Origin of the sequence: Flavobacterium sp. (assembly GCF_040402895.1) — a bacterium.
Classification (GTDB): Bacteria; Bacteroidota; Bacteroidia; order Flavobacteriales; family Flavobacteriaceae; genus Flavobacterium.
This window is the reverse complement of sequence record NZ_JBBALR010000005.1, coordinates 68,639-92,041: the sequence shown is the minus strand read 5'-3', so window position 1 is coordinate 92,041 and position 23,403 is coordinate 68,639. Positions and strand designations below refer to the sequence as shown.

Here is a 23,403-nt window from a genome sequence, read left to right as displayed (position 1 = left end):
TTCTAAATGAAGTATAAATGCTATTTTAAGGTTTCAAAACTTCTTTTTACAAAAGCAGTTAATTCTTCTCCTTTTAATAATCCTTGTGATAATTTAGCTAAATCTAAAGCATTTTTAACTAATTCTTTTTGAGTTTCTTCATTGGCTTGCAAAATAGAAGTTGCTAATTCCGAATTGGCATTTACCACTAAATTATACATTTCAGGCATATTACTCATTCCAAACATTCCGCCGCCGCCACTTTGACTCATTTCTTTCATACGACGCATAAATTCGGGTTGCGTAATTATAAATGGTGTGGCATCACTGTCTAATGATTCTAATTGTACAGAATACGCTTTAGGAATTACAGTTTCTAAAGAAGCTTTTAATGTTTCTTTTTCAGTATCTGATAATTTAGAAATTTGCACTTCTTCTTTGTTGATTAATTTATCAATATGATCTGCATCAACTCTTGCAAATGTTAAATTTTCATTGTCGGCTTCTAATTTCTGAATCAAATGCGATACTATTGGGGAATCTAAAAGTAAAACTTGGTATCCTTTACTAGTTGCAATATCTATATAACTGTGTTGTGTTTCTTTATTTGAAGCATATAAAACAACTAATTTTCCATCTTTATCTGTCTGTAAATCTTTCGTAGCTTCTTTTAATTCTGCTAAAGTATAATATTTGTTTTCTGTTGTAGGATATAGAACAAAATCACCCGATTTTTCATAAAATTTTGGTTCAGAAAGCATTCCGTATTCCAAAACAATTTTAATATCACTCCATTTTGCTTCAAAATCCTCACGGTTTTCATTAAATAACGATTTTAATTTGTCGGCAACTTTTCGAGTAATATAATTTGAAATTTTCTTAACATTACTATCCGCTTGTAATCCAGAACGTGAAACGTTTAACGGGATATCTGGCGAATCTACCACTCCTTTAAGCATTAATAAAAATTCGGGTACAATTCCTTCCACATTATCTGTTACGAAAACTTGATTTTGATATAATTGAATTTTATCTTTCTGAATTTGTAAGTCGGAACCTAATTTTGGAAAATATAAAATACCCGTTAGATTAAAAGGATAATCTACATTTAAATGAATGTGGAATAAAGGTTCTTCAAATTGCGAAGGATATAATTCGCTATAAAAATTTTTGTAATCTTCATCTGACAATTCGCTTGGTTGTTTTGTCCAAGCTGGATTTGGATTGTTGATAAAGTTATCCACATCAATATATTCAGGTTTGTAGTCCTCACCTGCATCATCTGGTTTCGGTAATGCTTCTTTTTTTGTTCCAAATTTTATTGGAATAGGCATGAATTTATTATACTTAGTAAGTAATTCACGTATTTTAAATTCTTCTAAAAATTCTAATGAATCCTCTGCAATATGTAATACAATTTCAGTTCCTCTGTCGGTTTTGTCATGAGGTTCTAAAGTAAATTCAGGACTTCCATCGCAAGTCCAATGTGCCGCTGGTTCCTCTTTAAATGATTTTGTAAAAATTTCAACTTTAGAGGCAACCATAAAAGCAGAATAAAAACCTAAACCAAAATGTCCGATAATTCCAGAATCTTTAGCAGCATCTTCGTATTTGTTTAAAAATTCTTCTGCACCTGAAAACGCCAATTGGTTAATGTATTTTTCCACTTCGTCTGAAGTCATACCAATACCTTGGTCGATAATGTGAAGTTTTTTTCCTTCCTTATCAATTTTAATTTCTATAATCGGATTTCCGTATTCCGTATTCGCCTCACCAATGCTGGTAAGATGTTTTAATTTTAAAGTGGCATCGGTTCCGTTAGAAATTAATTCACGTAGAAAAATCTCGTGATCGCTGTACAAAAATTTTTTAATCAATGGGAAAATATTCTCCACCGAAACATTAATTTTTCCTGATGTCATATTGTATTTGTTTAAATTAATTTTACACAATAAAAGTTGTCAAATTAAGTACCAATATTACTTTTGCTGACAAATTGACATTTTTATTTTTTAAGAATAACATATTTTTTTGGTTACATTTAAAGTAATATATTTACACTTTACTTTTTGAATTATTTTCTTAACATTTTCAAATGCTTCAAGTAGCCATTTCTTCTTTTTCTTATCATGAGAAAATCATTTTACAAAATCTAACATTTACAGTAAATGAAGGGCGTCAATTAGCTATAATTGGAGAAAGTGGTTGCGGAAAAAGCACCTTGTTAAAATTAATTTACGGATTATATGACTGCAACGAAGGCCATCTTTCTTGGAAGTCAGAACCTATATTAGGGCCTAAATTTCATCTTGTTCCCGGAATGCCTTTTATGAAATATTTAGCTCAAGATTTCGATTTAATGCCATTTATTACGGTAGGAGAAAACGTTGGAAAATTTTTATCCAATTTTTATCCAAATGAAAAACAAAATCGAATTGATGAATTGTTACATTTAGTAGAAATGTCTGAATTTAAGCACGTGAAGGCAAAGTTTTTAAGTGGTGGACAAATGCAACGTGTAGCGTTGGCAAGAGTTTTAGCGCAAGAGCCAGAAGTTTTGTTGTTAGACGAGCCATTTTCACACATTGATAATTTTAGAAAAAACAAATTAAGAAGAAAAATATTTAAATATTTAAAAGATAAACAAATAACTACATTAGTTGCTAGTCATGATATTAACGATGTCTTGTCATTTTCAGATGAGGTTATCGTTTTAAAAGACACTACCATTTTAGAAAAAGCAACACCTTTTGAATTATATTACCATCCTAAATACCTATACACAGCTGCTTTATTTGGTGAGGTAAATGAAATGGAAATAAATGGTAAAACACAGTTAATTTATCCCAATCAATTGCAAATTGTAGAAAAATCTGATATTCAAGTTGAGGTAGTTTCTTCTTATTTTAAAGGGAAATATTATTTAATTGAAGCCAAATTTGAAAATCAACTTATATTTTTTGAATCAGAAGTTATTATTGCTAAATACAGTAGTATCAATCTTGCGATTAAGGAAAGATTACCAATAGATAAATAATAAGTTAAAGCATATTTTTCTTAAATTTGCTTAGTAAATTTAATAATATGTACCACTCAAAAATATCGGGCTTAGGGTATTATGTGCCAGAAAACATTGTAACAAATGATGATTTATCCAAAATAATGGATACCAATGACGAATGGATTCAGGAAAGAACAGGAATTAAAGAGCGTCGTCATATCATTAGGGGAGAAGACACCACCACTTCTATGGGGGTTAAAGCTGCTGAAATAGCTATGCAGCGTGCAAATGTTGCCAAAGAAGATATTGATTTTGTAATTTTTGCCACACTTTCACCAGATTATTATTTTCCTGGTCCTGGTGTGTTAGTGCAACGCGATTTAGGATTAAAAACAGTTGGCGCATTAGATGTTAGAAATCAATGTTCTGGATTTGTGTATGCCATTTCAATTGCCGATCAATACATTAAAACAGGAATGTATAAAAATATTTTAGTTATTGGCTCCGAAGTACACTCCACCGGATTAGATATGTCTGATAAAGGACGTGGTGTTTCAGTGATTTTTGGAGATGGAGCAGGAGCAGCCGTGCTTTCTAGAGAAGAGGATTTGAATAAAGGAATTTTATCAACTCATTTACATTCCGAAGGGCAACACGCAGAAGAATTAGCCCTCATTGCACCAGGAATGGGAAAACGCTGGGTAACCGATATTCTTGCAGATAATGATCCAAATGACGAAAGTTATTTTCCTTATATGAATGGACAATTCGTATTTAAAAATGCGGTAGTTCGTTTTAGTGAAGTCATTAACGAAGGTTTACAAGCCAATAATTTACAAATTTCAGATATTGATTTATTAGTACCGCATCAAGCGAATTTGAGAATTTCTCAGTTTATTCAGCAGAAATTTAAATTGTCAGATGACCAAGTGTATAATAATATCATGAATTATGGAAATACTACTGCCGCATCTATTCCGATTGCTTTAACAGAAGCTTGGGAAAAAGGTAAAATTAAAAGTGGCGATCTAGTTGTTTTAGCCGCATTTGGTTCAGGTTTTACTTGGGGAAGTGTGATTATAAGATGGTAATTTTTTAGAGTATAGATAATAGACAATAGATAATAAAAAAGCGTTCAGAATTTCTGAACGCTTTTTTTGGTAAAAAAATATTTATTGTTTAATTAAAATAAACTCACCTCCTAGAAAACTCCTTGGAGTCAATTCAGGTGTACCATAAATATGTGTTCTGATATCCCACATCAAGTTAAGTCTTATAGCTTGTTGTCCGTTTACAATAGTTTTCGCAAGAATTAAATTTGCCCAAGCGCCTGAAACTGTATCTCTCAGAGATAATCTTAATCTTTTTTCAGTTGGGGTGCACTCCTCGCAACCAGGTAACCCAATCTTAATAATCCAATTACCTAAAATATTATAATCCCATGAATCTGTATGATTTATATTAAAATTATTTAACGTGTTTACTTTTTCTACACCATTTTCTATATATTGGTATTCCCCTACAATTACATCTTCATAAAACCATCCATCAAATGCTTGCACTTTCTTTTGCAACACAAATTTTAAACTAGTTGTACCATTAGTATAAATATAGGTTCCTACATACGGATCTAATAAATTGTTTATATCTTTATAATAAATATTCTGTGGTCTTTCGCCATTATCATCTTCTATATTTACTACCGGACTTTGTGCTTTTGAATGTAAAGCCACCAATAAAACTACTATTGTATATATTAATTTTTTCATATTATTTTTAATTACAAGGTTTATTTACTATACTATTACCATTTGAAGACAAACTTATTTTGTTCCATTTTGCAATTGAGTTTTTGTGATTATTATAGTTTAATTTATAAATTTAAAGCATTTTTAGGTAATAAAAAAGCGACATTGCTGCCGCTTTATGTTTTTATTGTTTTGTAAATATTAATCCATTTTTTGGTATTGGGACTGGTATATCATACCTGTCAGCATATGGACATCCTTCCGCAATATAGAAATCAGTATATGTAAAACCACCATACCTAAGTTGATTAGTAGTACCTGGTATGTTAAATAATGCAAAAGTCATACCATTAGCACAATTTGTTAAATCTCTAAATAAGAAATTTTGCCTACCATTATTAGGAGAACCTAGAGCTGTTATGCAAAAATCTTCATAATTTACAGCTGATATAGTTGTAAATATGACATTCCCAGTTGCTATATCTTTTACTTCATATTTTGCTTTTAAAATATCTTCATAATAATAAGTTCCAATAGGATTTGTAATTAAATGTTGTGGAAATATTTGAAAAACAAAAGTATATTCCCTACCATATAAAACACCCTTCCAAGTACCTACATAAGGTAAATACACATTATCAATATCCTTAATATATGTCCCACTAGGGACAGTTTCCCATGTGTCTAAAGGCACTATTACCCCTACTTGACTTTGCACTTTAATTGAAAGCAATATAATTGCTATAAATATTATTTTTCTCATACTATTATGTTTTAAATTAACAAGGTGTTTCTACTAAATTACCATTTGAATCTATTGTTTTTCTAGTCCAATTTATTTTTGGAAGTTGCCCCGGCACTTGCTCTACTTCGCCTTCAAATAATGCTATTTTATCACCCAATCCTTTTTCTTTTAATAATTCAAGTAACATTTTTTGAAGTTTTTCTTTTCGTTCAGCAGAATTTGCCGATGTCTCTTTGAAAATTTTGCTAGCTCTTTGTAAATAAGAAAAATCCATCTCTGCCTTCATAATAGGCGATAAATCAACATTATTAATATCTGTCAAATTTACAGAAAAAATCCCCTCACTAGACACCATCATGCCATAAGCTTCATATGGTGACAAACCACCAATAATTGAATTGCTCGCTGATTCAATAAGTGACCCAATATCGCCAGGGGAAAGCATTTTGACTCCGTAATTCATGACTTCATTACCATCTGCATCTATAGTAATATAATCATTCATATGAATGTGCATAAATGAAGTTGTTCCTGGTTCAAATTTTAAAGTACGTTTTTCGTTAGAACCTGTCATAAAATTAAATGAACCATCGGCTTTTTCATAATATCCAGTCTCAAATTTTTTATTCAAATTTGAAAATGTATTTAAATCATTAAACTTTTTTTTGAAGCTACTCCCACTAGATTTTTTTTGCATTCTACCACAAGGAGTATCAGGAAATATTTGTTGATTATTTCCAAAACCTTGATTAGGTTTTACAGGCGATGTAATTCCTCCAGTATCGCCAGGTCCGGTAGGTTCTTGCGGAGCATCTGGAGTACCGCTGTTTGGACTACCACTATTGGTAAGATCGCAATCATCAGGGGAAATAATGCTAACTAACTTATAATATTGAGTGCTTATATCGCAATTAGCACCAGCAATATGATGTTTAGTTTGACCATTATAAGGTTTTGAACACCATACTTAAACTATATAAACACTACAATTTGATGCAGTTTCAATTGCATTTGAATCTGCTCTATTAAATCCTGTAAAAGCTAAGTTTTTTATTTCTTCGGTTCCTTCATAATAAAAGGAATCATCTCCAGACGGTGCAATAATCGTAGGTGTATATTTAATACTATATGCTTTTTCAGAAGTATTAAATTTGTTTTCCTGAATTACTAAATTTTCAAAAGAAATGGTATCGGTAACAACATCTCTTTCTATCAGCATAGTATATGAAATGACAGAATCTGTTTCAATCACTTTTACAAACCCATCGGAAATTGTAAAGCCATTTTGGTTTTCAAAGGACGTTCTAGCGGCATTTGAAGTGTGACTTACTTTTTCAATTAAATTTTTAAATTTAGAGTCTTGGTACAACTCGTTAAATCTAATTTCTTTAATCGCTCTTTTATTTGACGATTCAATGGCTTCGTCAAATAGCTCTTCACTACAACTGGCTAGCAAAAATGCTATACCAAAGATAAGTAGTTTTTTTAAAGTGTGCTTACTTTTTTGTTTCATACCTGTTTATATTTAAATTAATACTCTTTAAATTACAAATATGAACAATCCTAAAAATTGTTTTTATGGTGTTAAGATGTTTTTTTTACGGTTTTGATTAATTTGGGGATTATTCAATACTTCTATTTCAAATGTAATAAATATTTTTTAAATAACACATATTTGTGTTTATGAAATTTTTATCTAATCATCAATTTTACATTTTGAAAAGTGAAGAAGAAAATTTTGTTAAAAATTTTGGAAAAAAAATTAGAGAAATCAGAATAAAAAATATGCTTTCACAAGAAATGCATGCTAATATACCCATAAATCAAGTTGGAAGGCTTGAACGTGCAGAAATAAACACAACGATAAATTCCGTTTTTAAACTTGCAAATGCTTCACATATTTCAGTAAAAGACTTATTCGATTTTTAACAATAAAAAATATAACCAGAAAAATAATACTCTTTTTTTATTTGAGTGAAGTACTTAAGAGAATAAATATTTAACCTAATTTACTATTGATGTTGTAAAAACAAATATAATAAAAAAGCGTTCAGAAACTTCTGAACGCTTTTTTGCCTTAAACCCAAAACCAACACCTAAAACATGCCCCCACCTTGGGTTTCATTTTTCTCACGTTGTTTGCGTTGTAATTCTTTGTTTTTACCACTTCCAAAATTGTAATTAAATCCTACGTAAAAAGTGCGACTTTCAAATCTAAATTCTCCATCTTGACGGAATGGAATGTTTCCATTAAATCCGAAAAATTGGGTTCTAAACATATCATTCATTCTCGCAGAAAGCGTTCCTTTTCCGCCAATCACACTATAGTTTGCTCCAAAATCTACACGATACATAGGTGTTCTTAGGTATTGCAAGCCTAAATCGCGACTTCTGTACATTCCAAATAAATTAAAGCGTAATTTTTTGGTAGCGGTAAAAGTATTGTTTAATCTTGTGTTAAAAGTGGTTACGTTTATTTCTTTATTTTCTGGTAAGTTGGTGTTGATGTTTGTAACAGTTCCGCGAACGGTTTTGTAATATACATCGGCACTTGCGTTAGTTGACCACCATTTTGTTACTTTTAAATTGGCGTTTATTTCCGCGCCCAATTGGCTGTTATTGTCAAAATTATCAAACGACATAATGTTTTGAATGTTGTTTAACGGATTTGGAAAAATAACTCTCGAAATTTCAGCATTAATTAATCGGTAAAATACGGCAGAAGTCACACTTCCTAAACTGAAAATTTTGGTATGATTAATTTCAAATGAATTGGTAAATTGTGGCTCTAATGCTGGATTACCTCTAGATTCTATCAAAGGTGTTGTCCATTCTCTAATAGGATTTATTTGTCCAATACTTGGGCGATCTACTCTTCTTGTATAGTTTAAATTAAAAGTATTGTTGTCATCTAATTTATAAGATAAATACGCAGATGGGTAGGCTGTAAATATTTCATCTTCAACTGAAGTGGATTCAAAATAATTTGGATTTTTTTCATCTCGTTCAAATTTAGCATCTAAAGTATATTCTTCGATTCTAACACCCACTTGAGCACTAAATTTTCCAAAAGATTTGCTATAATTTGTATAAATCGCATGGATATTTCTATTAAAAGTAAATGGATTTGAACCATAAAACGGTAACGATTCATTATAAAAATTATTCTGTCCATCTTGAATTCTGCTTTCAAAACCCATTTCAATTTTTGAGTTTTCGTCTATCGGATTCGTATAATCAATATTAAACTGTGCATAATTCGTTTTGCTGTCTATGTCATTTAATCTTAATACGCCATTGTTTCTAAAATAAGAAATATCTTCGTTTGATGTCTTCGCGTAATTTGCTTGAAATTCAATTAATTCGCCTTTTTTCTTAAAATTATGCTTAAAGTTTAAATCGTAGGTTTGTGTTATATTTCCGCTGTTATTGGTGTTGGTTTGTAATTCATCTATTTTAGAAGGATTATAATAATTCACATTTGTAGTTGAATTTCCTTTCCCGTCTGCAATATTCCAGTTTGTAAAAAACGATAAAGTATTGTTGTCGTTAATGTAATAATCCACTCCAATTTTAGCCAAATGAGACGTGTTGGTATTGGTGAAATTAAAATCTTGTCTATTTTCTATACTCGGACGATCTGATTCTACAAAACCAAAACTTCTGTTTTTTCCGTGATTAAAGCCATAATTTGTATAAAAATTTACTTTTCCCACTTTATAATTTAGGTTCAAAGACTGATTTGTTTTTGGTGTAATTCCAAATGTATAACCTGTAGTTACGCTTCCGTTAAATCCTTTTTGTGTGTTTTTATTTAAAATAATATTAATAATTCCACTATTTCCCTCAGGATTGTATTTAGAAGATGGGTTGGTTATTAATTCTACCTGCTTTATAGAGGCTGACGGGATTTGTTGTAATAACTGTCCGGCATCAATGTTGGTGGGTTTTCCATCAATAAGTACTCTAACATTGCTATTGCCACGTAAACTTAATTCTTTGGTTTGTGGATCAATGCTTACCGTTGGAATGTTATTAAAAATTTCCGATGCCGTAGTTCCAGAGGCAATTAAATCTTGACCAATTGTCACTACTTTTCTATCTGCTTTTTGTTCAATAGTAGAGCGTTCTTTTACAATAGATACTGTTTCAATGGTATTCACATTCGCTTCTAAAGTAATATTTCCTAGGTTAATTTCTTTATTTCCTTCAGACAAAGTAATCGTTCTTGATGCATCAATGTACCCAATAAAGTTGACTTTTAAAACATAGCTTTTTAATTCTAAATTTTTTATTTCAAAGCTTCCGTCTTCTTTTGTTGAAATGGCAGCCACTGGTTTCTGGCCTTCTAAAACGCTAACCGTTGAAAAACCAACCGGTTCGTTTGACGTTTTATCGATAATTTTCCCTCTAATAATACCAGGGTTGTTTTGTTGAGCTACTAAATTTGCAGTTGAAAAAACTAATACTAAGGCGCTGAAAATGTGTTTTAATTTCATGATTTTTGTTAATGATTTTGAATAATAATTTAGCTGCTAAATTTCGTTTAAAAACAAGAAGAAATTACAGCATAAAATATGAATTTTGTTCATTAGACAAAATTTGTGCATTTTTGTTACAAATGAACTTTTCAATTGGTTAAAAATTCTATCTTTGCACGCTATTAAAAACACGATTATGTTATTACAAGAAATTCTTTTCGAACCTATAAAAAATGCTGTTGAAAAACTATTTCAAATTTCTATAGAAAAAGTGGAATTTCAATCTACAAAGAAAGATTTTGAAGGCGATATAACTATTGTAGTTTTCCCGCTGGTAAAACAAATTAAAGGCAATCCATTAGAAATAGGAACCAAAATAGGCGAATATTTAGTCGAGAACGTTGCTGAGGTATCAAAATTTAATGTAGTTGCCGGTTTTTTAAATTTAGTAATTTCAGATCAATATTATATTTCTTATTTCAATAGCATAAAAAACGATAACTTATATGGCTTTGTAGCACCTACAGAAGGTGATAAATCCGTAATGGTAGAATATTCTTCACCAAATACAAACAAACCCTTGCATTTAGGTCATATTAGAAATAATTTATTGGGTTATTCCGTTGCTGAAATTATAAAAGCATCAGGAAAAAAAGTATATAAAACACAAATTATTAACGATAGAGGTATTCATATTTGTAAATCGATGCTGGCTTGGCAAAAATTCGGGAACGGACAAACACCCACTTCAACAGGTTTAAAAGGAGATAAATTAGTTGGTAATTTTTATGTGGAATTTGATAAAGCTTATAAAGTTGAAATTGCTGCTTTGATGTCGCAAGGAAAAACAGAAGAAGAAGCCAAAAAACAAGCGCCACTTATTTTAGAAGCGCAACAAATGCTTTTAGATTGGGAAAATGGAAAAACAGAAGTTATTGCACTTTGGAAAACCATGAACCAATGGGTGTACGATGGTTTTTCCGTAACATATACTAATTTAGGAGTAGATTTTGATAGTTATTATTACGAAAGTAAAACGTATTTACTAGGTAAAGATGTAGTAGAAGAAGGTTTAAGTCGTGGTGTTTTCTTTAAAAAAGAAGATGGTTCGGTTTGGATTGATTTAACGGCAGATGGCTTAGACGAAAAAATAGTATTGCGTTCAGATGGCACTTCTGTGTACATGACGCAAGATATCGGAACGGCTATTCAGCGTGTTAGAGATTTTTCAGACATAGGAGGAATGGTGTATACGGTTGGAAATGAACAGGATTATCATTTTAAAGTATTGTTCTTAATTCTTAAAAAATTAGGATATGAATGGGCTGAAAATTTATTTCATTTATCGTACGGAATGGTAGAATTACCTTCTGGAAAAATGAAATCACGTGAAGGAACCGTTGTAGATGCTGACGATTTAATGGAGGAAATGACTACGACAGCACAACAAATTTCTGAAGATTTAGGAAAATTAGATGGCTATTCTGAAGAGGAAAAAGCAATTTTGTATAAAACCATAGGTTTGGGTGCACTAAAATATTATATGTTAAAAGTGGATCCAAAAAAACAAATGATGTTTAATCCAGAAGAATCAGTAGATTTTAATGGAAATACAGGACCATTTATTCAATATACCTATGCTCGTATTCAATCGATTTTAAGAAAAGCTACTTTCGAGTATAGTAAAGATGTAACACTTTCTGAATTACACGAAAAAGAAAAAGAATTAATTAAACAAATACAACTATTTCCTGAAATCATTCAAAGTGCTGCTGAAAATCACAGTCCAGCATTAGTAGCGAATTATACCTACGACTTGGTAAAAGAATTCAATTCATTTTATCAAAATGTTTCCATTTTAGGAGAAGATAATTTAGAGAAAAAAGTATTTAGAGTACAACTGTCAAAATCGGTAAGCCAAGTAATTAAAAATGCTTTCAGATTATTAGGAATTAATGTTCCTGAACGTATGTAAGCACATTTTAACATTTAATATTGTAAGTTAAGTGTTCCAAGTTTAAAAATGTTGAACAATGAATTTTGATTAACGAATTTTGAAGTAATAAAAATAATAAAGTGAAACAAAACAAAACCTATTTTTTTCAATCCTGGCTAATTGTAGTAATTGCAATTATATCATTTATTGGATTTAAATCGTTTTTACCAAAAAAACTTTTTCCTGAAGCAACTGCAAATAGCAAAAATGTTGTGGTAGATAGTTTGATGTTAGAAGCGGTTGCAGAAGGTGCCAATCTTTCAGAAGAAGACACTTTGACTAATAAAACCATTTCATTTGTTTCCAATCCGTTAGGAATTAAATTTTCCAGTGAAAAATTCGAACAGTATAAAGGGTATCAATATTTAATTCCGTTTTTTGAAAAATTATATCAATTAGAAACCAATAAAAAAGGGAAAGCCCGAATTGCCTATTTTGGAGACTCCATGACAGATGGTGACCTAATTGTGCAAGATGTTCGTACCCAATTTCAAAGTGTTTTTGGTGGAGAAGGAGTTGGTTTTGTAAATATTACTTCAGAATCAGCAGGGTCCAGAGGTTCAATTTTGCACGAATTTTCTCCCAACTGGAAAACGCAATCGTATTTAAAAACAAAAAGTCCTTTACGTTCTTTTGGTGTTAATGGCGCTGTTTTCTTTACAAAAGACACTGTAAATCCTACTTGGGTAAAATTCAAAGCAGGAAGAAATCGTTTCTCAACAGCATTAAATAATCCCACGCTTTTTTACGGTAATTCTAAAAATAAAAACGGAAGGTTACGTCAAGTTTTTGGAAAAGATACCATATATAAAAAACTTACTCCAAACGCTATTTTAAATACAACTCAAATTGGAAGTACAGGAAATAATATTAAAGTAAATTTCATAAATGCAGATTCTATACCTTTTTATGGATTTAATTTTGATAATGGAAAAGGAATTCATGTTGATAATTTTTCATCTCGGGGAAATTCTGGTTTGCCGTTAGGATCTTTCAATATTGATTTAATGAATGCTTTTCAGCAAAAGTTAGGTTATGATTTAATTATTTTACAATTTGGAACCAACGTTTTAAATTATGGTTCTTTAAATTATTCTTGGTACGAAAGAAAAATGACTTCAGTTGTAAATCACTTAAAACAGTGTTTTCCTGGGGCTGCAATTTTAATCATCACAACTGCCGATAAATCCACTAAGTACGATATGCAAATGAAAACAGATTCAGCCGTTGTACCTTTAATTATGGCTCAAAAACGATATGCAGTAAAATCGGAAGCGGGTTTAGTAAATCTGTTCACTCTTATGGGTGGTGATGGTTCTATGGTAAAATGGGTAGAAAATGTACCAGCAAAAGCAAATAAAGATTACACACATTTTAATTATAGAGGTGCAAAAGAAATTGCACAACTTATTTATAAACAAATAGATACAGGTTATAAAGAATATAAAAAATTACGCATTTTAGCCAAGAAAAAAAGCAAACCCAACACAACGGTAAGTGATTCTGTAACTGTAATTAAAGATACTTTAAATGAATAAGTTTATATATATATTGTTTTTTACAGCATTAGGTTTTTCACAAAACGATTCTGTAAAAGTTGCTTTAGATAGCGCTTTAGTTGCTGTTGATACCGCTAATTTTGAAGCGTTTAATAATGTTATTTCTAATGAAAAAGCATTGGCTACAATTTTTGATAAGTTATACCAACTTGAAGAAAATCAAGATAGAAAAGTACGAATAGTTCACATTGGTGATTCGCACATTCAAGCCGATATTTTTACGGCAAAAATACGCCAAAGAATGCAGCAAAATTTCGGAAATGCCGGTTTTGGTTTTACTTTTCCATACAGTTTAGCAAATACAAATAATAGTTCACCTATAAAATTTACTGGTTCTGGCGGTTTTTCTGCTACACGAAATTTATATGCAGATACTTCAAAACCTGTTGGTTTAAGCGGGATTTCTTTTGAACCAAAACAAAAAAACTTTCATATTGATATGTTAGTAAAAGATGCCCAATTCGATTTCACAAAATTAAAAGTCATTTCCCCTAAAAATGAAAATATTTTTAATGTGTCCTTTGCTAAAAAAAGTTTTACTACTCAAGAAAAAGTGGCTGTTAAAACGCCAGCAATAAGTTCTCATAAAGTAAAACCTGGTGAAGTTTTAGGTGGTATTGCTGATAAATATAACATCTCCTTAAAACAATTAAAAACAGCTAACGGATTGACATCTGATAATATTAGAGATGGTAAAATTTTAAAAATTCCTGGCGGAAAAACGGTTACTACTTACAAAACAGTTTCAACTGTAAAGTATGTTTATGAACCTGTTGTTTTAGAAAATACTCCAATTTATAATATATATAATTCCGAAAAACCAATTGATAAAATTACAATTATTGGAAATGAAAATAGTTCTGAATTTGCTTTAAATGGTTTAATTTTAGAAAATGACAACGTAGGAATTACGTATAGTTCAATAGGAGTTAATGGTGCAAAAAGCAGCGATTTTAATAAATTTCCTTTGTTTTTTGAGCAATTACCAAGCTTAGAAGCTGACTTATTTGTAATTTCTTTGGGAACTAATGAAAGCTTTGATAAACAAGATATTGCTACTTATTTTGGGAATTTAAAAACAATGATTGACGGAATAAAACAAAAATGCCCAGAAGCTTCATTTTTATTAACTACGCCACCACCTTCTGTTTTACATGGAAAATCTCAAAATATTTACATAGAAAAATACGCTGAAAAAATTATTGAAATGGCTCCAGCTGAAAACTATGCGGTATGGAATTTATTAGATATTTTTGGTGGAAATAAGAATATTTCAATGAATTCAAGAATGGGATTAATGGCAAGAGATAAAGTGCATTACTCTAATGCAGGTTATGATAAACAAGGCGAATTGTTTTTTGATGCGTTTATTCAATCCTACGAATTATATAAATCTGAAAAATAGAATATAGTGTTGCAAGATTGGTTTAATAAAAATATTGGTCAAGTTACTACAGAAGTAATTGAAAAATGGTTTGTTTACAACGAAAAAGAACCATTACTTTTTAATACAGGCTTGTTTTTAGGTTTGTTTTTAGTGTTTTATTTTTGGTATGTTTTACTAAGAAAAGCAGATACTTTGCGAATGATTTACGTAATTTTATTTTCGCTGTTTTTCTATTACAAATCAAGTGGTATTTACTTTTTATTGCTTTTAGGTTCGGCAGTTGTCGATTATAATTTAGGTAATTTGGTACATCGAACTTCTAGTGTTTTAAATAAAAAGTTATGTTTAACCTTCAGTATTATCCTAAATTTAGGTTTTTTAGGATATTTCAAATACAGTAATTTTTTAGTAGATATTACTAATAACTTAACGGGAGGAAAATTAGCTTTTTTTGATGTAATATTACCTGTAGGGATTTCATTTTATACCTTTCAATCCATAAGTTATATTATTGAAATATATCGAAAAGAAATTGTCCCTACAAAACGCTTTATGGATTATTTGTTTTTTGTGTCATTTTTTCCACAATTAGTAGCTGGGCCTATTGTTAGAGCCAAAGACTTTTTACCACAAATATACCAGAAATTAAATGTAACACAAGACGATATTAATCGTGCGTTTCTATTAATTATTGGAGGGTTAATTAAGAAAACAGTAATCTCAGATTATATTTCTTTAAACTTCGTAGATCGTGTGTTCGATTTACCAAATAGTTATACGCCTTTCGAAAATTTAATGGCCTCTTATGGCTATACAATTCAAATTTATTGTGATTTTTCTGGATATTCAGATATGGCAATTGGTGTAGCGTTATTATTGGGATTCAAATTACCTACTAATTTCCGTTCTCCATATAAATCGACTTCTATAACTGATTTTTGGCGTCGTTGGCATATTTCCTTATCTACTTGGTTAAAAGATTTCTTGTATATTTCAGTAGGAGGTAACCGTAATGGCACTTTTGCTGGGTTTTTATTTCCAAGTTTATTTTTTTTAGGTTTAATTGTCTGGGGAATTTCGTATGCTTCAACAAGTACAATTCCGCTAATTATTGGTATCGCTTCAACAATTTTATTTGCTTTTACTTTTATTTTTTCAAAAGAAAGAGAAAAAACCATGTATACCAATGTGAACTTAATGACAACTATGTTATTAGGTGGATTGTGGCATGGTGCCAGTTTGCGATTTATAATTTGGGGTGCTTTACATGGTATGGCTCTTGCTATTCATAAAATATTTTTAGAATATTATCCGCCATCGAAAAGAAAAATATTTTTCTTAACACCTTTTTTAAAAATTATTGGAATTCTAGTAACTTTTCATTTTGTAGCATTTTGTTGGATTTTCTTTCGAGCTAAAGATTTTACTACTGCACTACAAATAATAAATAATATTGGAAAAGTAACATTTGATTTCAATCAATGGCTCACTATTATACAAGGGTATCAAAATGTATTTATTTTGATGTTTTTTGGCTATTTTTGGCATTACATTCCCGAAAAAGTTACCATTGCCATTCAAAATGTGTATAAAGCTATGCCTTTAATTTCACGTGCTATTATTTTAGGTTTGGTATTTTGGTTAGTTTATGCTACAGCTTCTGCAGGCCCACAGCCATTTATTTATTTCCAGTTTTAAGTAATAAAGTAATTTAAAATTTTTAAAAAAAAAGACTATATTTGTTTAACGAATATTAATAAATTACAAAATGAAAAAAATTAAAATAATTTCTATTTTTTCACTTTTATTTCTACTTAATGTGGCTTCTATGTGTACTGATGAAGATGATGTACCAACAAATGTGAATCAAACACAAGTTATTAATACAGTTATTTCAGGTACTTGGCGCATAACAAATTATGTGGATTCAGGAGTAAATGAAACGTCAAATTTTACAGGTTATAATTTTACATTTGCTTCAAATAATGTGCTTACTGCAGTAGGAAATGGTATGACGACAAACGGAACTTGGTCAGTTACCGATTCAAATAGTAATGACGACACTTTAAATGATTTAGATTTTAATATATCCTTTACTTCTCCAGCTAACTTTGTAGATGTATCGGATGACTGGGATATTGTTTCAAGAACCGATACCAAAATTCAATTAATTGATATAAGCGGAGGTAACGGTGGAACAGATTATTTAACCTTCGAAAAAAATTAAGAAAAATTTACCATTTATGTATTAAAAAATTAGTACTTTTGGATAGTGTAAAATAATTAAGTTTAACAAATAATAATAAATATCATGAAAAAAGTATTGTCAATTGTTGCCTTAATGGCAGTTATGGTTTCTTCTGCTTCTGTAGTTAACTTTAAAGAAAAAGAAAAAGAAAAGAAAAAAGAGAAAACGGAGAAATCTTCTTGTTCAGATAAAAAAGCAGGAGAGAAAAAATCGTGTGCTTCAACTGAAAAAAAATCATGTTGTTCTAAAAAATAATATGTTTCACATAATAAAAAAAACCGTTCCGAATTTTCAGAACGGTTTTTTTATTTTTAAAAATTAACATTTAGCTAGTAGCTCACTTTGTTACTTTACAACTTTACCTTATATTTGCATTTCATTAAAAAGCACAATTATTATGTTTGATAATCTTACCGATAAGTTAGATAAAGCATTTCATATATTAAAAGGTCACGGGAAAATTACAGATGTAAACGTTGCCGATACTTTAAAAGAAGTTCGTCGCGCATTGCTAGACGCCGATGTGAACTTTAAAATTGCTAAAGATTTTACTACAAGAGTTAAAGATAAAGCTATTGGTGAAAATGTATTAACTACATTACAACCAGGTCAGTTGTTGGTAAAATTAGTAAAAGATGAGTTAACTGAATTAATGGGTGGCGATGTTGCAGGTGTGAATTTGTCTGGAAATCCAACTGTTATTTTAATGTCTGGTTTACAAGGTTCTGGTAAAACTACCTTTTCTGGTAAATTAGCTAATTTTTTAAAAACAAAAAAATCTAAAAACCCGCTTTTAGTAGCATGTGATATTTATCGTCCTGCAGCAATTAATCAGTTGCACGTTGTAGGGGATCAAATAGGTGTAGAAGTATACTCTGAACCTGAAAATAAAAACGCAGTATCAATTGCTGAAAACGCAATTAAACATGCAAAAGCAAATGGTTTTAATGTAGTAATTATTGATACGGCTGGTCGTTTAGCGGTTGATGAAGAAATGATGAACGAAATTGCAAACGTTCATAAAGCCATTCTGCCTCATGAAACGTTATTTGTAGTAGATGCCATGACGGGTCAGGACGCAGTAAATACCGCAAAAGCGTTCAACGACAGATTAAATTTTGATGGGGTTATCCTTACCAAATTAGATGGAGATACTCGTGGTGGAGCTGCAATTTCAATTAAATCGGTAGTCAATAAACCTATAAAATTCATTGGTACTGGAGAAAAAATGGATGCCATAGATGTGTTCTACCCTTCTCGTATGGCGGAACGTATTTTAGGAATGGGTGACGTAGTGTCTTTAGTAGAAAGAGCACAAGAACAATATAATGAAGAGGAAGCTAGAAAAATTCAAAAAAAAATTGCTAAAAACGAATTTGGTTTCGATGATTTCTTAGCTCAAATACAACAAATTAAAAAAATGGGAAGCATGAAAGACCTTGTCGGAATGATTCCTGGAGCTGGAAAAGCGTTAAAAGATGTTGAAATTGAAGATGACGCCTTTAAACATGTAGAAGCCATTATTCAATCAATGACGCCAAAAGAAAGAAGTAAACCCGCGATTATTGATGTAAAAAGAAAAGCAAGAATTGCAAAAGGAGCAGGAAGAAAAATCGAAGAAGTCAATCAGTTAATGAAACAATTCGATCAAATGAGTAAAATGATGAAAATGATGCAAGGCGGCGGCGGAAAAAAATTAATGCAAATGATGGGCGGAATGAAAGGAATGCCTTCGATGCCTGGAATGAAATAAAAAGTTCAAAGTCTTTATAACTTTAAGACTTTCGACTTTTAAACTAAAAAAAACAATCACAATGCAATTACTAGACGGAAAAAAAGTATCAGAAGAAATTAAAGAAGAAATTGCTGCTGAAGTAGCAAAAATGAAAGCCAATGGTGAAAAAGTTCCTCATTTAGCTGCCATTATTGTAGGAAATGATGGGGCAAGTTTAACTTATATTGGAAGTAAAGTAAAAGCTTGTGAACGCGTAGGTTTTGAATCGACATTGATTAAAATGCCAAGTACTACTTCTGAAACAGAATTACTTAAAAAAATTGCCGAATTAAACGAAGATTCAAATATAGATGGGTTTATTGTGCAATTACCATTACCTCCACAAATTGATACTCAGGAAGTGATTATGGCCATTCATCCATCAAAAGATGTAGATGGTTTTCATCCAGAAAATTTTGGAAAAATGGCGTTGGATATGAGTACATTTATTCCAGCCACACCATTTGGAATTTTAGAATTATTAGAAAGGTATAACGTTCAAACGCAAGGAAAACATACAGTAGTTATTGGAAGAAGCCATATTGTGGGCCGTCCCATGAGTATTTTAATGGGTAGAAAAGGGTTTCCTGGAAATTCAACTGTTACAGTTACGCATACACACACTAAAAATATCACACAAATTACTTCACAAGCAGATATCATTATTTCAGCACTTGGTGTACCAAATTATTTAAAAGCAGAAATGGTAAAAGATGATGTAGTAGTTATTGATGTAGGAATTACCCGTGTTACTGATGAATCAACTGAAAAAGGTTATAAAATTGTTGGTGATGTTGATTTTGAAAATGTTTCTAAGAAAGCATCATTTATTACGCCAGTTCCTGGTGGAGTAGGCCCAATGACCATCGCAATGCTTTTGAAAAATACTTTAATAGCTAGAGAAAACAGAAAATAATAGATAAAAATCTCAATGTTAAGTTGAGATTTTTTTTTAAAATTAAAAACTACTTTTTTGGGTTTGAAAATCTAAAAATTTAGTTAATATAGCTTCAATTAGTTGTATAATTGTAATCATTTCCTATTTTTGCTTGTCGCAAACAAAACCAATATAAAAAAATGAAAATTCAAAACTTTTTTTTAGTCTTATTTTTAACAATTAGCTTTAATTTGTTAGCTCAAAACACCAAAAATGAGGTGCTTTTTTCTATTGATTCAAACGAATATAAAATTGATGAATTTAAAAGAATTTATCTTAAAAATTTAGATTTAGTTAAAGACGATTCGCAAAAAGATTTAAATCAATATTTAGAATTATTTATTGGATATAAATTAAAAGTTAATAAAGCCTATAAATTAGGTTTACAAAATAACACAAAGTATCAAAGTGAATTGAATTCGTATAGAAATCAACTTTCTAAATCGTATTTGAATGATTCAAAAGTTACCAATCAATTAATTGAAGAAGCCTATAATAGAAGTTTAAAGGAAGTAAAAGCATCGCATATTTTGCTTTCATTTGATGAAAGTATTAAGGGTGCAGATACGTTGGCATTTTACAACAAAGCACTTGCCTTAAAAAAACAAATTGAAAATGGTGAAAGTTTTGAATCGGTTGCATTGGCTAATTCTCAAGATCCATCCGTTTCAGACAATAAAGGTAATTTAGGCTATTTTTCTGCTTTTAGAATGGTATACCCTTTTGAATCTGCGGCTTATAAAACAGCAGTAGGGCAAATTTCAAACCCAGTTCGTACACGTTTTGGCTATCATTTGATTAAGGTTACAGATAGTAGAGACAATAAAGGCGAAGTTACGGTGGCTCATATTATGATATTAAACCCTTCAGATGCTAACGATGATGCCAAGTTAAAAGCAAAACAAACGATTGATGATATTTCGAAAAAGTTACAACAAGGTGAAAGTTTTGAAGCATTAGCAAGTCAGTTTTCTGAAGATAAATCTACTGCAGTTAAAGGTGGAGTTTTACAACGTTTTGGAACAGGACAATTAAGCTCTGAAGCTTTTGAAAGTGTAGCATTTTCTTTGGAAAATAGCGGAGATATTTCACAGCCATTTGAATCGGGTTTTGGATGGCATATTGTAAAATTAATAGAAAAGCATCCAGTAAAATCATTTGCGGATTCAAAATCCGAATTAGAAAATAAAATTAAAAGAGATGAGCGTTCAATAATTATTACGAACACATTGGCTAGTAAATTAAAATCTAAATATACAATTGAAGTAAACAAAACGCAATATAAAAATATTGAAAAAACGGTTACAGATGCCATTTACAGTCAAACGTGGGAACTTCCAAAAGAAGACAATTCAATAAAAGACGATTTGCTTGTTATTGACAAGACCAAAAAAATGGCTACAATGTCTTTTGCAAGCTACATGCAATCGCAACAAAAAAACAAACAGACTACTAAACCAGTTACGAAATTAGTGTCGGAATTATTTGAATCGTGGAAAGGAGAACAATTAATTGCATATTATACTGATAATTTAGAGCGAGAATTTCCTGATTTCAAAAATGTTATGGACGAATACAGAGATGGGTTGTTGTTGTTTGATTTAATGGAAAAAGAAATCTGGGATAAATCAAAGACAGATACTATAGGACTTCAAAATTTCTATAATTTAAATAAATCCAAATACAATTGGAAAGAAAGATTTGATGTAGATATTTTGTCGTCTACTGATGCAACCGTGATAGAATCGGCGCAAAAAATGCTTCAAAAAGGTAAAAGTATTGAATATATCAAATCGAAATTAAATAAAAAAGATAAAGTAGCCATTATGGTGAAATCTGGTTTATATGAGAAAAATTATGATGTTTTAGATAAAATTTCAAATCTAACAATAGGTTCAAATAATACGTATAATGATGCAAATTATAGTTTTGTGGTTCATGTGAAAAATATCAAACCTGCAGAAATAAAAGCTCTTGAAGACTGTAAAAACAAAGTAATTAATGATTACCAGCAATATCTAGAATCCACTTGGGTGGATGAGTTAAAAAAAGAATTTAATATAAGTATCAATACCGCTGTATTTGAAAATGTAAAACAGCAACTAAAATAATAAAAACAGAAATAACTAATGATGCCAATACAAACAATGATTTCGAAATTTTCAAATAGAAACAATCTTTTAACGCTTGCTTTTTTATTATTTTCATCCATTACTTTTGCACAAAAAAAGCAAAAAGTGGACGGTGTTGCTGCTGTGGTAGGAAATTATATTGTTTTAGATTCTGATATAGATTTAATGCTTTTAGAATTAAAAACCCAAGGAGTAGATACTGAAAAAATTACACGATGTGAGTTATTAGGTAAACAATTAGAAGATAAATTATATGCACATCAAGCGGTACAAGATAGTATTTTGGTTACAGATGAAGAAGTAAATTCTTTTATGGATAGCCAAATGAATACTATGGTGGAACAAATCGGATCAAAAGAAAAATTATTTGAATATTATAAGAAAAAAGACGAAGAAGACTTTAGAAGTTATTTTTTCGAAATCATTAAATTAAATAAACTAACTTCTCAGATGCAACGTAAAATTGTTGATGAAATTACAGTAACACCTGATGAAGTAAAACAGTTTTTTAATAAAATTCCTGCTGATCAAATTCCAACAATTGGCGCAGAAATAGAATTGTCTCAAATTGTAGTGAAACCAGTAATTTCTAAAGAAGATAAGCAAAAAGCTATTGATAAATTAAAAGAAATTAAAAACGATGTTATAAATAATGGGGGAAGTTTTTATAGCAAAGCCGTTATTTATTCTGAAGATCCGGGTTCAAGCTCAAACGGTGGATATTATAAAATGAATAAAAAAACACAGTTTGTAAAAGAATTTAAAGATGTGGCTTTTCGTATGAATGAAGGTGAAATATCAGAACCTTTTGAAACGGAATTTGGTTTTCATATTATTTTTGTAGAAAAAATTATTGGTCAAGATATTGAATTACGTCATATTTTAGTAAGTCCAAAAGTAACATCAAAAGCTATAAAAGAAGCTTCAGACAAAATTGATGGTATTCGTGAAAAAATTGTAAAAGGCGAAATTACGTTTGAAGATGCTGCCAAAGCGTCATCAGATGATAAAGACACAAAAAATAATGGAGGACTAATATTAAATCCACGTTCATCTGAGCCTCGTTTTGAAATTTCAAAATTAGATCCTGCTTTATACAACCAAGTTAATGGAATGACACAAGGCGAAATTTCTAAAGTAATTTTAGACCAAGAAAGACAAGGTACTAAATTCTTTAAAATCCTTAAAGTCAATAAAAAAACAGAAGAACACAAAGCAGATTATGGTACAGATTATATTAAAATAAAAGAATTAGCGCTTTCTGATAAACAATTTAATGAAATTGGTAAATGGATGGCTGAAAAAATTGAAAAAAATTATATTAAAGTAAGTAACGATTATAAAGAATGTACTTTTGAAAATAATTGGTTAAAAAAATAAATTAGTTATCCAAAACCTTTTAACTTATACCCAATA

At 30.3% G+C, this 23,403-nt stretch carries 19 protein-coding genes; 13 read left to right on the top strand and 6 right to left on the bottom strand.

Annotation, left to right across the window (positions count from 1 at the left end):
- Positions 1 to 20 precede the first annotated feature (20 nt).
- Complete coding sequence (gene htpG, locus ABWP60_RS06125; protein WP_353150009.1) at positions 21 to 1,901, bottom strand: molecular chaperone HtpG; 1,881 nt, start codon at positions 1,899 to 1,901, stop codon at positions 21 to 23.
- Between the two features lie 173 nt (positions 1,902 to 2,074).
- On the opposite strand from htpG, the gene ABWP60_RS06120 reads away from it, so the two are divergent.
- Complete coding sequence (locus ABWP60_RS06120; RefSeq protein ID WP_353150006.1) at positions 2,075 to 3,016, top strand: ABC transporter ATP-binding protein; 942 nt, start codon at positions 2,075 to 2,077, stop codon at positions 3,014 to 3,016.
- A 47-nt stretch (positions 3,017 to 3,063) separates the two neighbouring features.
- Positions 3,064 to 4,071 carry a 3-oxoacyl-ACP synthase III family protein gene (locus ABWP60_RS06115; RefSeq protein ID WP_353150003.1) on the top strand — a complete coding sequence of 336 codons (1,008 nt, stop codon included), beginning with the start codon at positions 3,064 to 3,066 and terminating at the stop codon, positions 4,069 to 4,071.
- 81 nt (positions 4,072 to 4,152) lie between these two features.
- On the opposite strand, the gene ABWP60_RS06110 is transcribed toward ABWP60_RS06115, so the two are convergent.
- From ABWP60_RS06110 to ABWP60_RS06095, 4 genes are all read right to left on the bottom strand, one after another.
- Positions 4,153 to 4,749, bottom strand: coding sequence for a DUF6705 family protein (locus tag ABWP60_RS06110; protein WP_353150000.1), 597 nt, complete (start codon positions 4,747 to 4,749; stop codon positions 4,153 to 4,155).
- A gap of 163 nt (positions 4,750 to 4,912) precedes the next feature.
- Entirely contained in the window at positions 4,913 to 5,446 is a 534-nt protein-coding gene (locus tag ABWP60_RS06105) for a hypothetical protein (protein WP_353149997.1), read from the bottom strand.
- Between the two features lie 61 nt (positions 5,447 to 5,507).
- Positions 5,508 to 6,104 (bottom strand): hypothetical protein, encoded by a 597-nt coding sequence (locus ABWP60_RS06100; RefSeq protein ID WP_353149994.1) that lies wholly within the window; start codon positions 6,102 to 6,104, stop codon positions 5,508 to 5,510.
- Between the two features lie 336 nt (positions 6,105 to 6,440).
- On the bottom strand, positions 6,441 to 6,986 hold the full coding sequence (locus ABWP60_RS06095; RefSeq protein ID WP_353149991.1) for a hypothetical protein: 546 nt from the start codon (positions 6,984 to 6,986) through the stop codon (positions 6,441 to 6,443).
- A 170-nt stretch (positions 6,987 to 7,156) separates the two neighbouring features.
- Here ABWP60_RS06095 and ABWP60_RS06090 point away from each other — a divergent pair, with 170 nt between their 5' ends.
- Entirely contained in the window at positions 7,157 to 7,402 is a 246-nt protein-coding gene (locus tag ABWP60_RS06090; RefSeq protein WP_353149988.1) for a helix-turn-helix domain-containing protein, read from the top strand.
- A gap of 167 nt (positions 7,403 to 7,569) precedes the next feature.
- On the opposite strand, the gene ABWP60_RS06085 is transcribed toward ABWP60_RS06090, so the two are convergent.
- Positions 7,570 to 9,972, bottom strand: a complete 2,403-nt coding sequence (locus ABWP60_RS06085) for a TonB-dependent receptor (protein ID WP_353149985.1) — start codon at positions 9,970 to 9,972, stop codon at positions 7,570 to 7,572.
- A 178-nt stretch (positions 9,973 to 10,150) separates the two neighbouring features.
- Between ABWP60_RS06085 and argS the strand changes: the two genes are divergently transcribed.
- From argS to ABWP60_RS06035, 10 genes are all read left to right on the top strand, one after another.
- Positions 10,151 to 11,929, top strand: a complete 1,779-nt coding sequence (gene argS, locus ABWP60_RS06080; RefSeq protein ID WP_353149982.1) for an arginine--tRNA ligase — start codon at positions 10,151 to 10,153, stop codon at positions 11,927 to 11,929.
- Positions 11,930 to 12,030: 101 nt separating this feature from the next.
- A complete protein-coding gene (locus ABWP60_RS06075) occupies positions 12,031 to 13,488 on the top strand; it encodes an SGNH/GDSL hydrolase family protein (RefSeq protein WP_353149979.1) in 1,458 nt (485 codons plus the stop codon).
- Positions 13,481 to 14,914 carry a GDSL-type esterase/lipase family protein gene (locus ABWP60_RS06070; RefSeq protein ID WP_353149976.1) on the top strand — a complete coding sequence of 478 codons (1,434 nt, stop codon included), beginning with the start codon at positions 13,481 to 13,483 and terminating at the stop codon, positions 14,912 to 14,914. Before ABWP60_RS06075 ends, ABWP60_RS06070 begins: the two co-directional genes overlap by 8 nt.
- A 6-nt stretch (positions 14,915 to 14,920) precedes the next feature.
- Entirely contained in the window at positions 14,921 to 16,594 is a 1,674-nt protein-coding gene (locus ABWP60_RS06065) for an MBOAT family O-acyltransferase (protein ID WP_353149973.1), read from the top strand.
- A gap of 70 nt (positions 16,595 to 16,664) precedes the next feature.
- Entirely contained in the window at positions 16,665 to 17,123 is a 459-nt protein-coding gene (locus ABWP60_RS06060) for a hypothetical protein (protein ID WP_353149970.1), read from the top strand.
- Between the two features lie 84 nt (positions 17,124 to 17,207).
- Positions 17,208 to 17,399, top strand: a complete 192-nt coding sequence (locus ABWP60_RS06055; protein ID WP_353149967.1) for a hypothetical protein — start codon at positions 17,208 to 17,210, stop codon at positions 17,397 to 17,399.
- A 142-nt stretch (positions 17,400 to 17,541) separates the two neighbouring features.
- A complete protein-coding gene (gene ffh, locus ABWP60_RS06050) occupies positions 17,542 to 18,897 on the top strand; it encodes a signal recognition particle protein (protein WP_353149964.1) in 1,356 nt (451 codons plus the stop codon).
- Positions 18,898 to 18,958: 61 nt separating this feature from the next.
- The gene (locus ABWP60_RS06045; RefSeq protein WP_353149961.1) at positions 18,959 to 19,834 is read left to right on the top strand and encodes a bifunctional 5,10-methylenetetrahydrofolate dehydrogenase/5,10-methenyltetrahydrofolate cyclohydrolase; all 876 of its coding nucleotides are present in this window, start codon (positions 18,959 to 18,961) and stop codon (positions 19,832 to 19,834) included.
- Positions 19,835 to 19,995: 161 nt separating this feature from the next.
- Positions 19,996 to 21,966 (top strand): peptidylprolyl isomerase, encoded by a 1,971-nt coding sequence (locus tag ABWP60_RS06040; RefSeq protein ID WP_353149958.1) that lies wholly within the window; start codon positions 19,996 to 19,998, stop codon positions 21,964 to 21,966.
- An 18-nt stretch (positions 21,967 to 21,984) separates the two neighbouring features.
- The gene (locus tag ABWP60_RS06035; protein WP_353149956.1) at positions 21,985 to 23,367 is read left to right on the top strand and encodes a peptidylprolyl isomerase; all 1,383 of its coding nucleotides are present in this window, start codon (positions 21,985 to 21,987) and stop codon (positions 23,365 to 23,367) included.
- Positions 23,368 to 23,403 lie beyond the last annotated feature (36 nt).

Coding starts and splice junctions, on each gene's coding strand:
- ABWP60_RS06070 (WP_353149976.1), top strand. CDS start 13,481: ATGAATAAGTTTATATATATATTGTTTTTTACAGCATTAGGTTTTTCA.
- ABWP60_RS06090 (WP_353149988.1), top strand. CDS start 7,157: ATGAAATTTTTATCTAATCATCAATTTTACATTTTGAAAAGTGAAGAA.
- ABWP60_RS06055 (WP_353149967.1), top strand. CDS start 17,208: ATGAAAAAAGTATTGTCAATTGTTGCCTTAATGGCAGTTATGGTTTCT.
- ABWP60_RS06035 (WP_353149956.1), top strand. CDS start 21,985: ATGATGCCAATACAAACAATGATTTCGAAATTTTCAAATAGAAACAAT.
- ABWP60_RS06060 (WP_353149970.1), top strand. CDS start 16,665: ATGAAAAAAATTAAAATAATTTCTATTTTTTCACTTTTATTTCTACTT.
- ABWP60_RS06095 (WP_353149991.1), bottom strand. CDS start 6,986: ATGAAACAAAAAAGTAAGCACACTTTAAAAAAACTACTTATCTTTGGT.
- ABWP60_RS06040 (WP_353149958.1), top strand. CDS start 19,996: ATGAAAATTCAAAACTTTTTTTTAGTCTTATTTTTAACAATTAGCTTT.
- argS (WP_353149982.1), top strand. CDS start 10,151: ATGTTATTACAAGAAATTCTTTTCGAACCTATAAAAAATGCTGTTGAA.
- htpG (WP_353150009.1), bottom strand. CDS start 1,901: ATGACATCAGGAAAAATTAATGTTTCGGTGGAGAATATTTTCCCATTG.
- ABWP60_RS06045 (WP_353149961.1), top strand. CDS start 18,959: ATGCAATTACTAGACGGAAAAAAAGTATCAGAAGAAATTAAAGAAGAA.
- ffh (WP_353149964.1), top strand. CDS start 17,542: ATGTTTGATAATCTTACCGATAAGTTAGATAAAGCATTTCATATATTA.
- ABWP60_RS06110 (WP_353150000.1), bottom strand. CDS start 4,749: ATGAAAAAATTAATATATACAATAGTAGTTTTATTGGTGGCTTTACAT.
- ABWP60_RS06120 (WP_353150006.1), top strand. CDS start 2,075: ATGCTTCAAGTAGCCATTTCTTCTTTTTCTTATCATGAGAAAATCATT.
- ABWP60_RS06085 (WP_353149985.1), bottom strand. CDS start 9,972: ATGAAATTAAAACACATTTTCAGCGCCTTAGTATTAGTTTTTTCAACT.
- ABWP60_RS06115 (WP_353150003.1), top strand. CDS start 3,064: ATGTACCACTCAAAAATATCGGGCTTAGGGTATTATGTGCCAGAAAAC.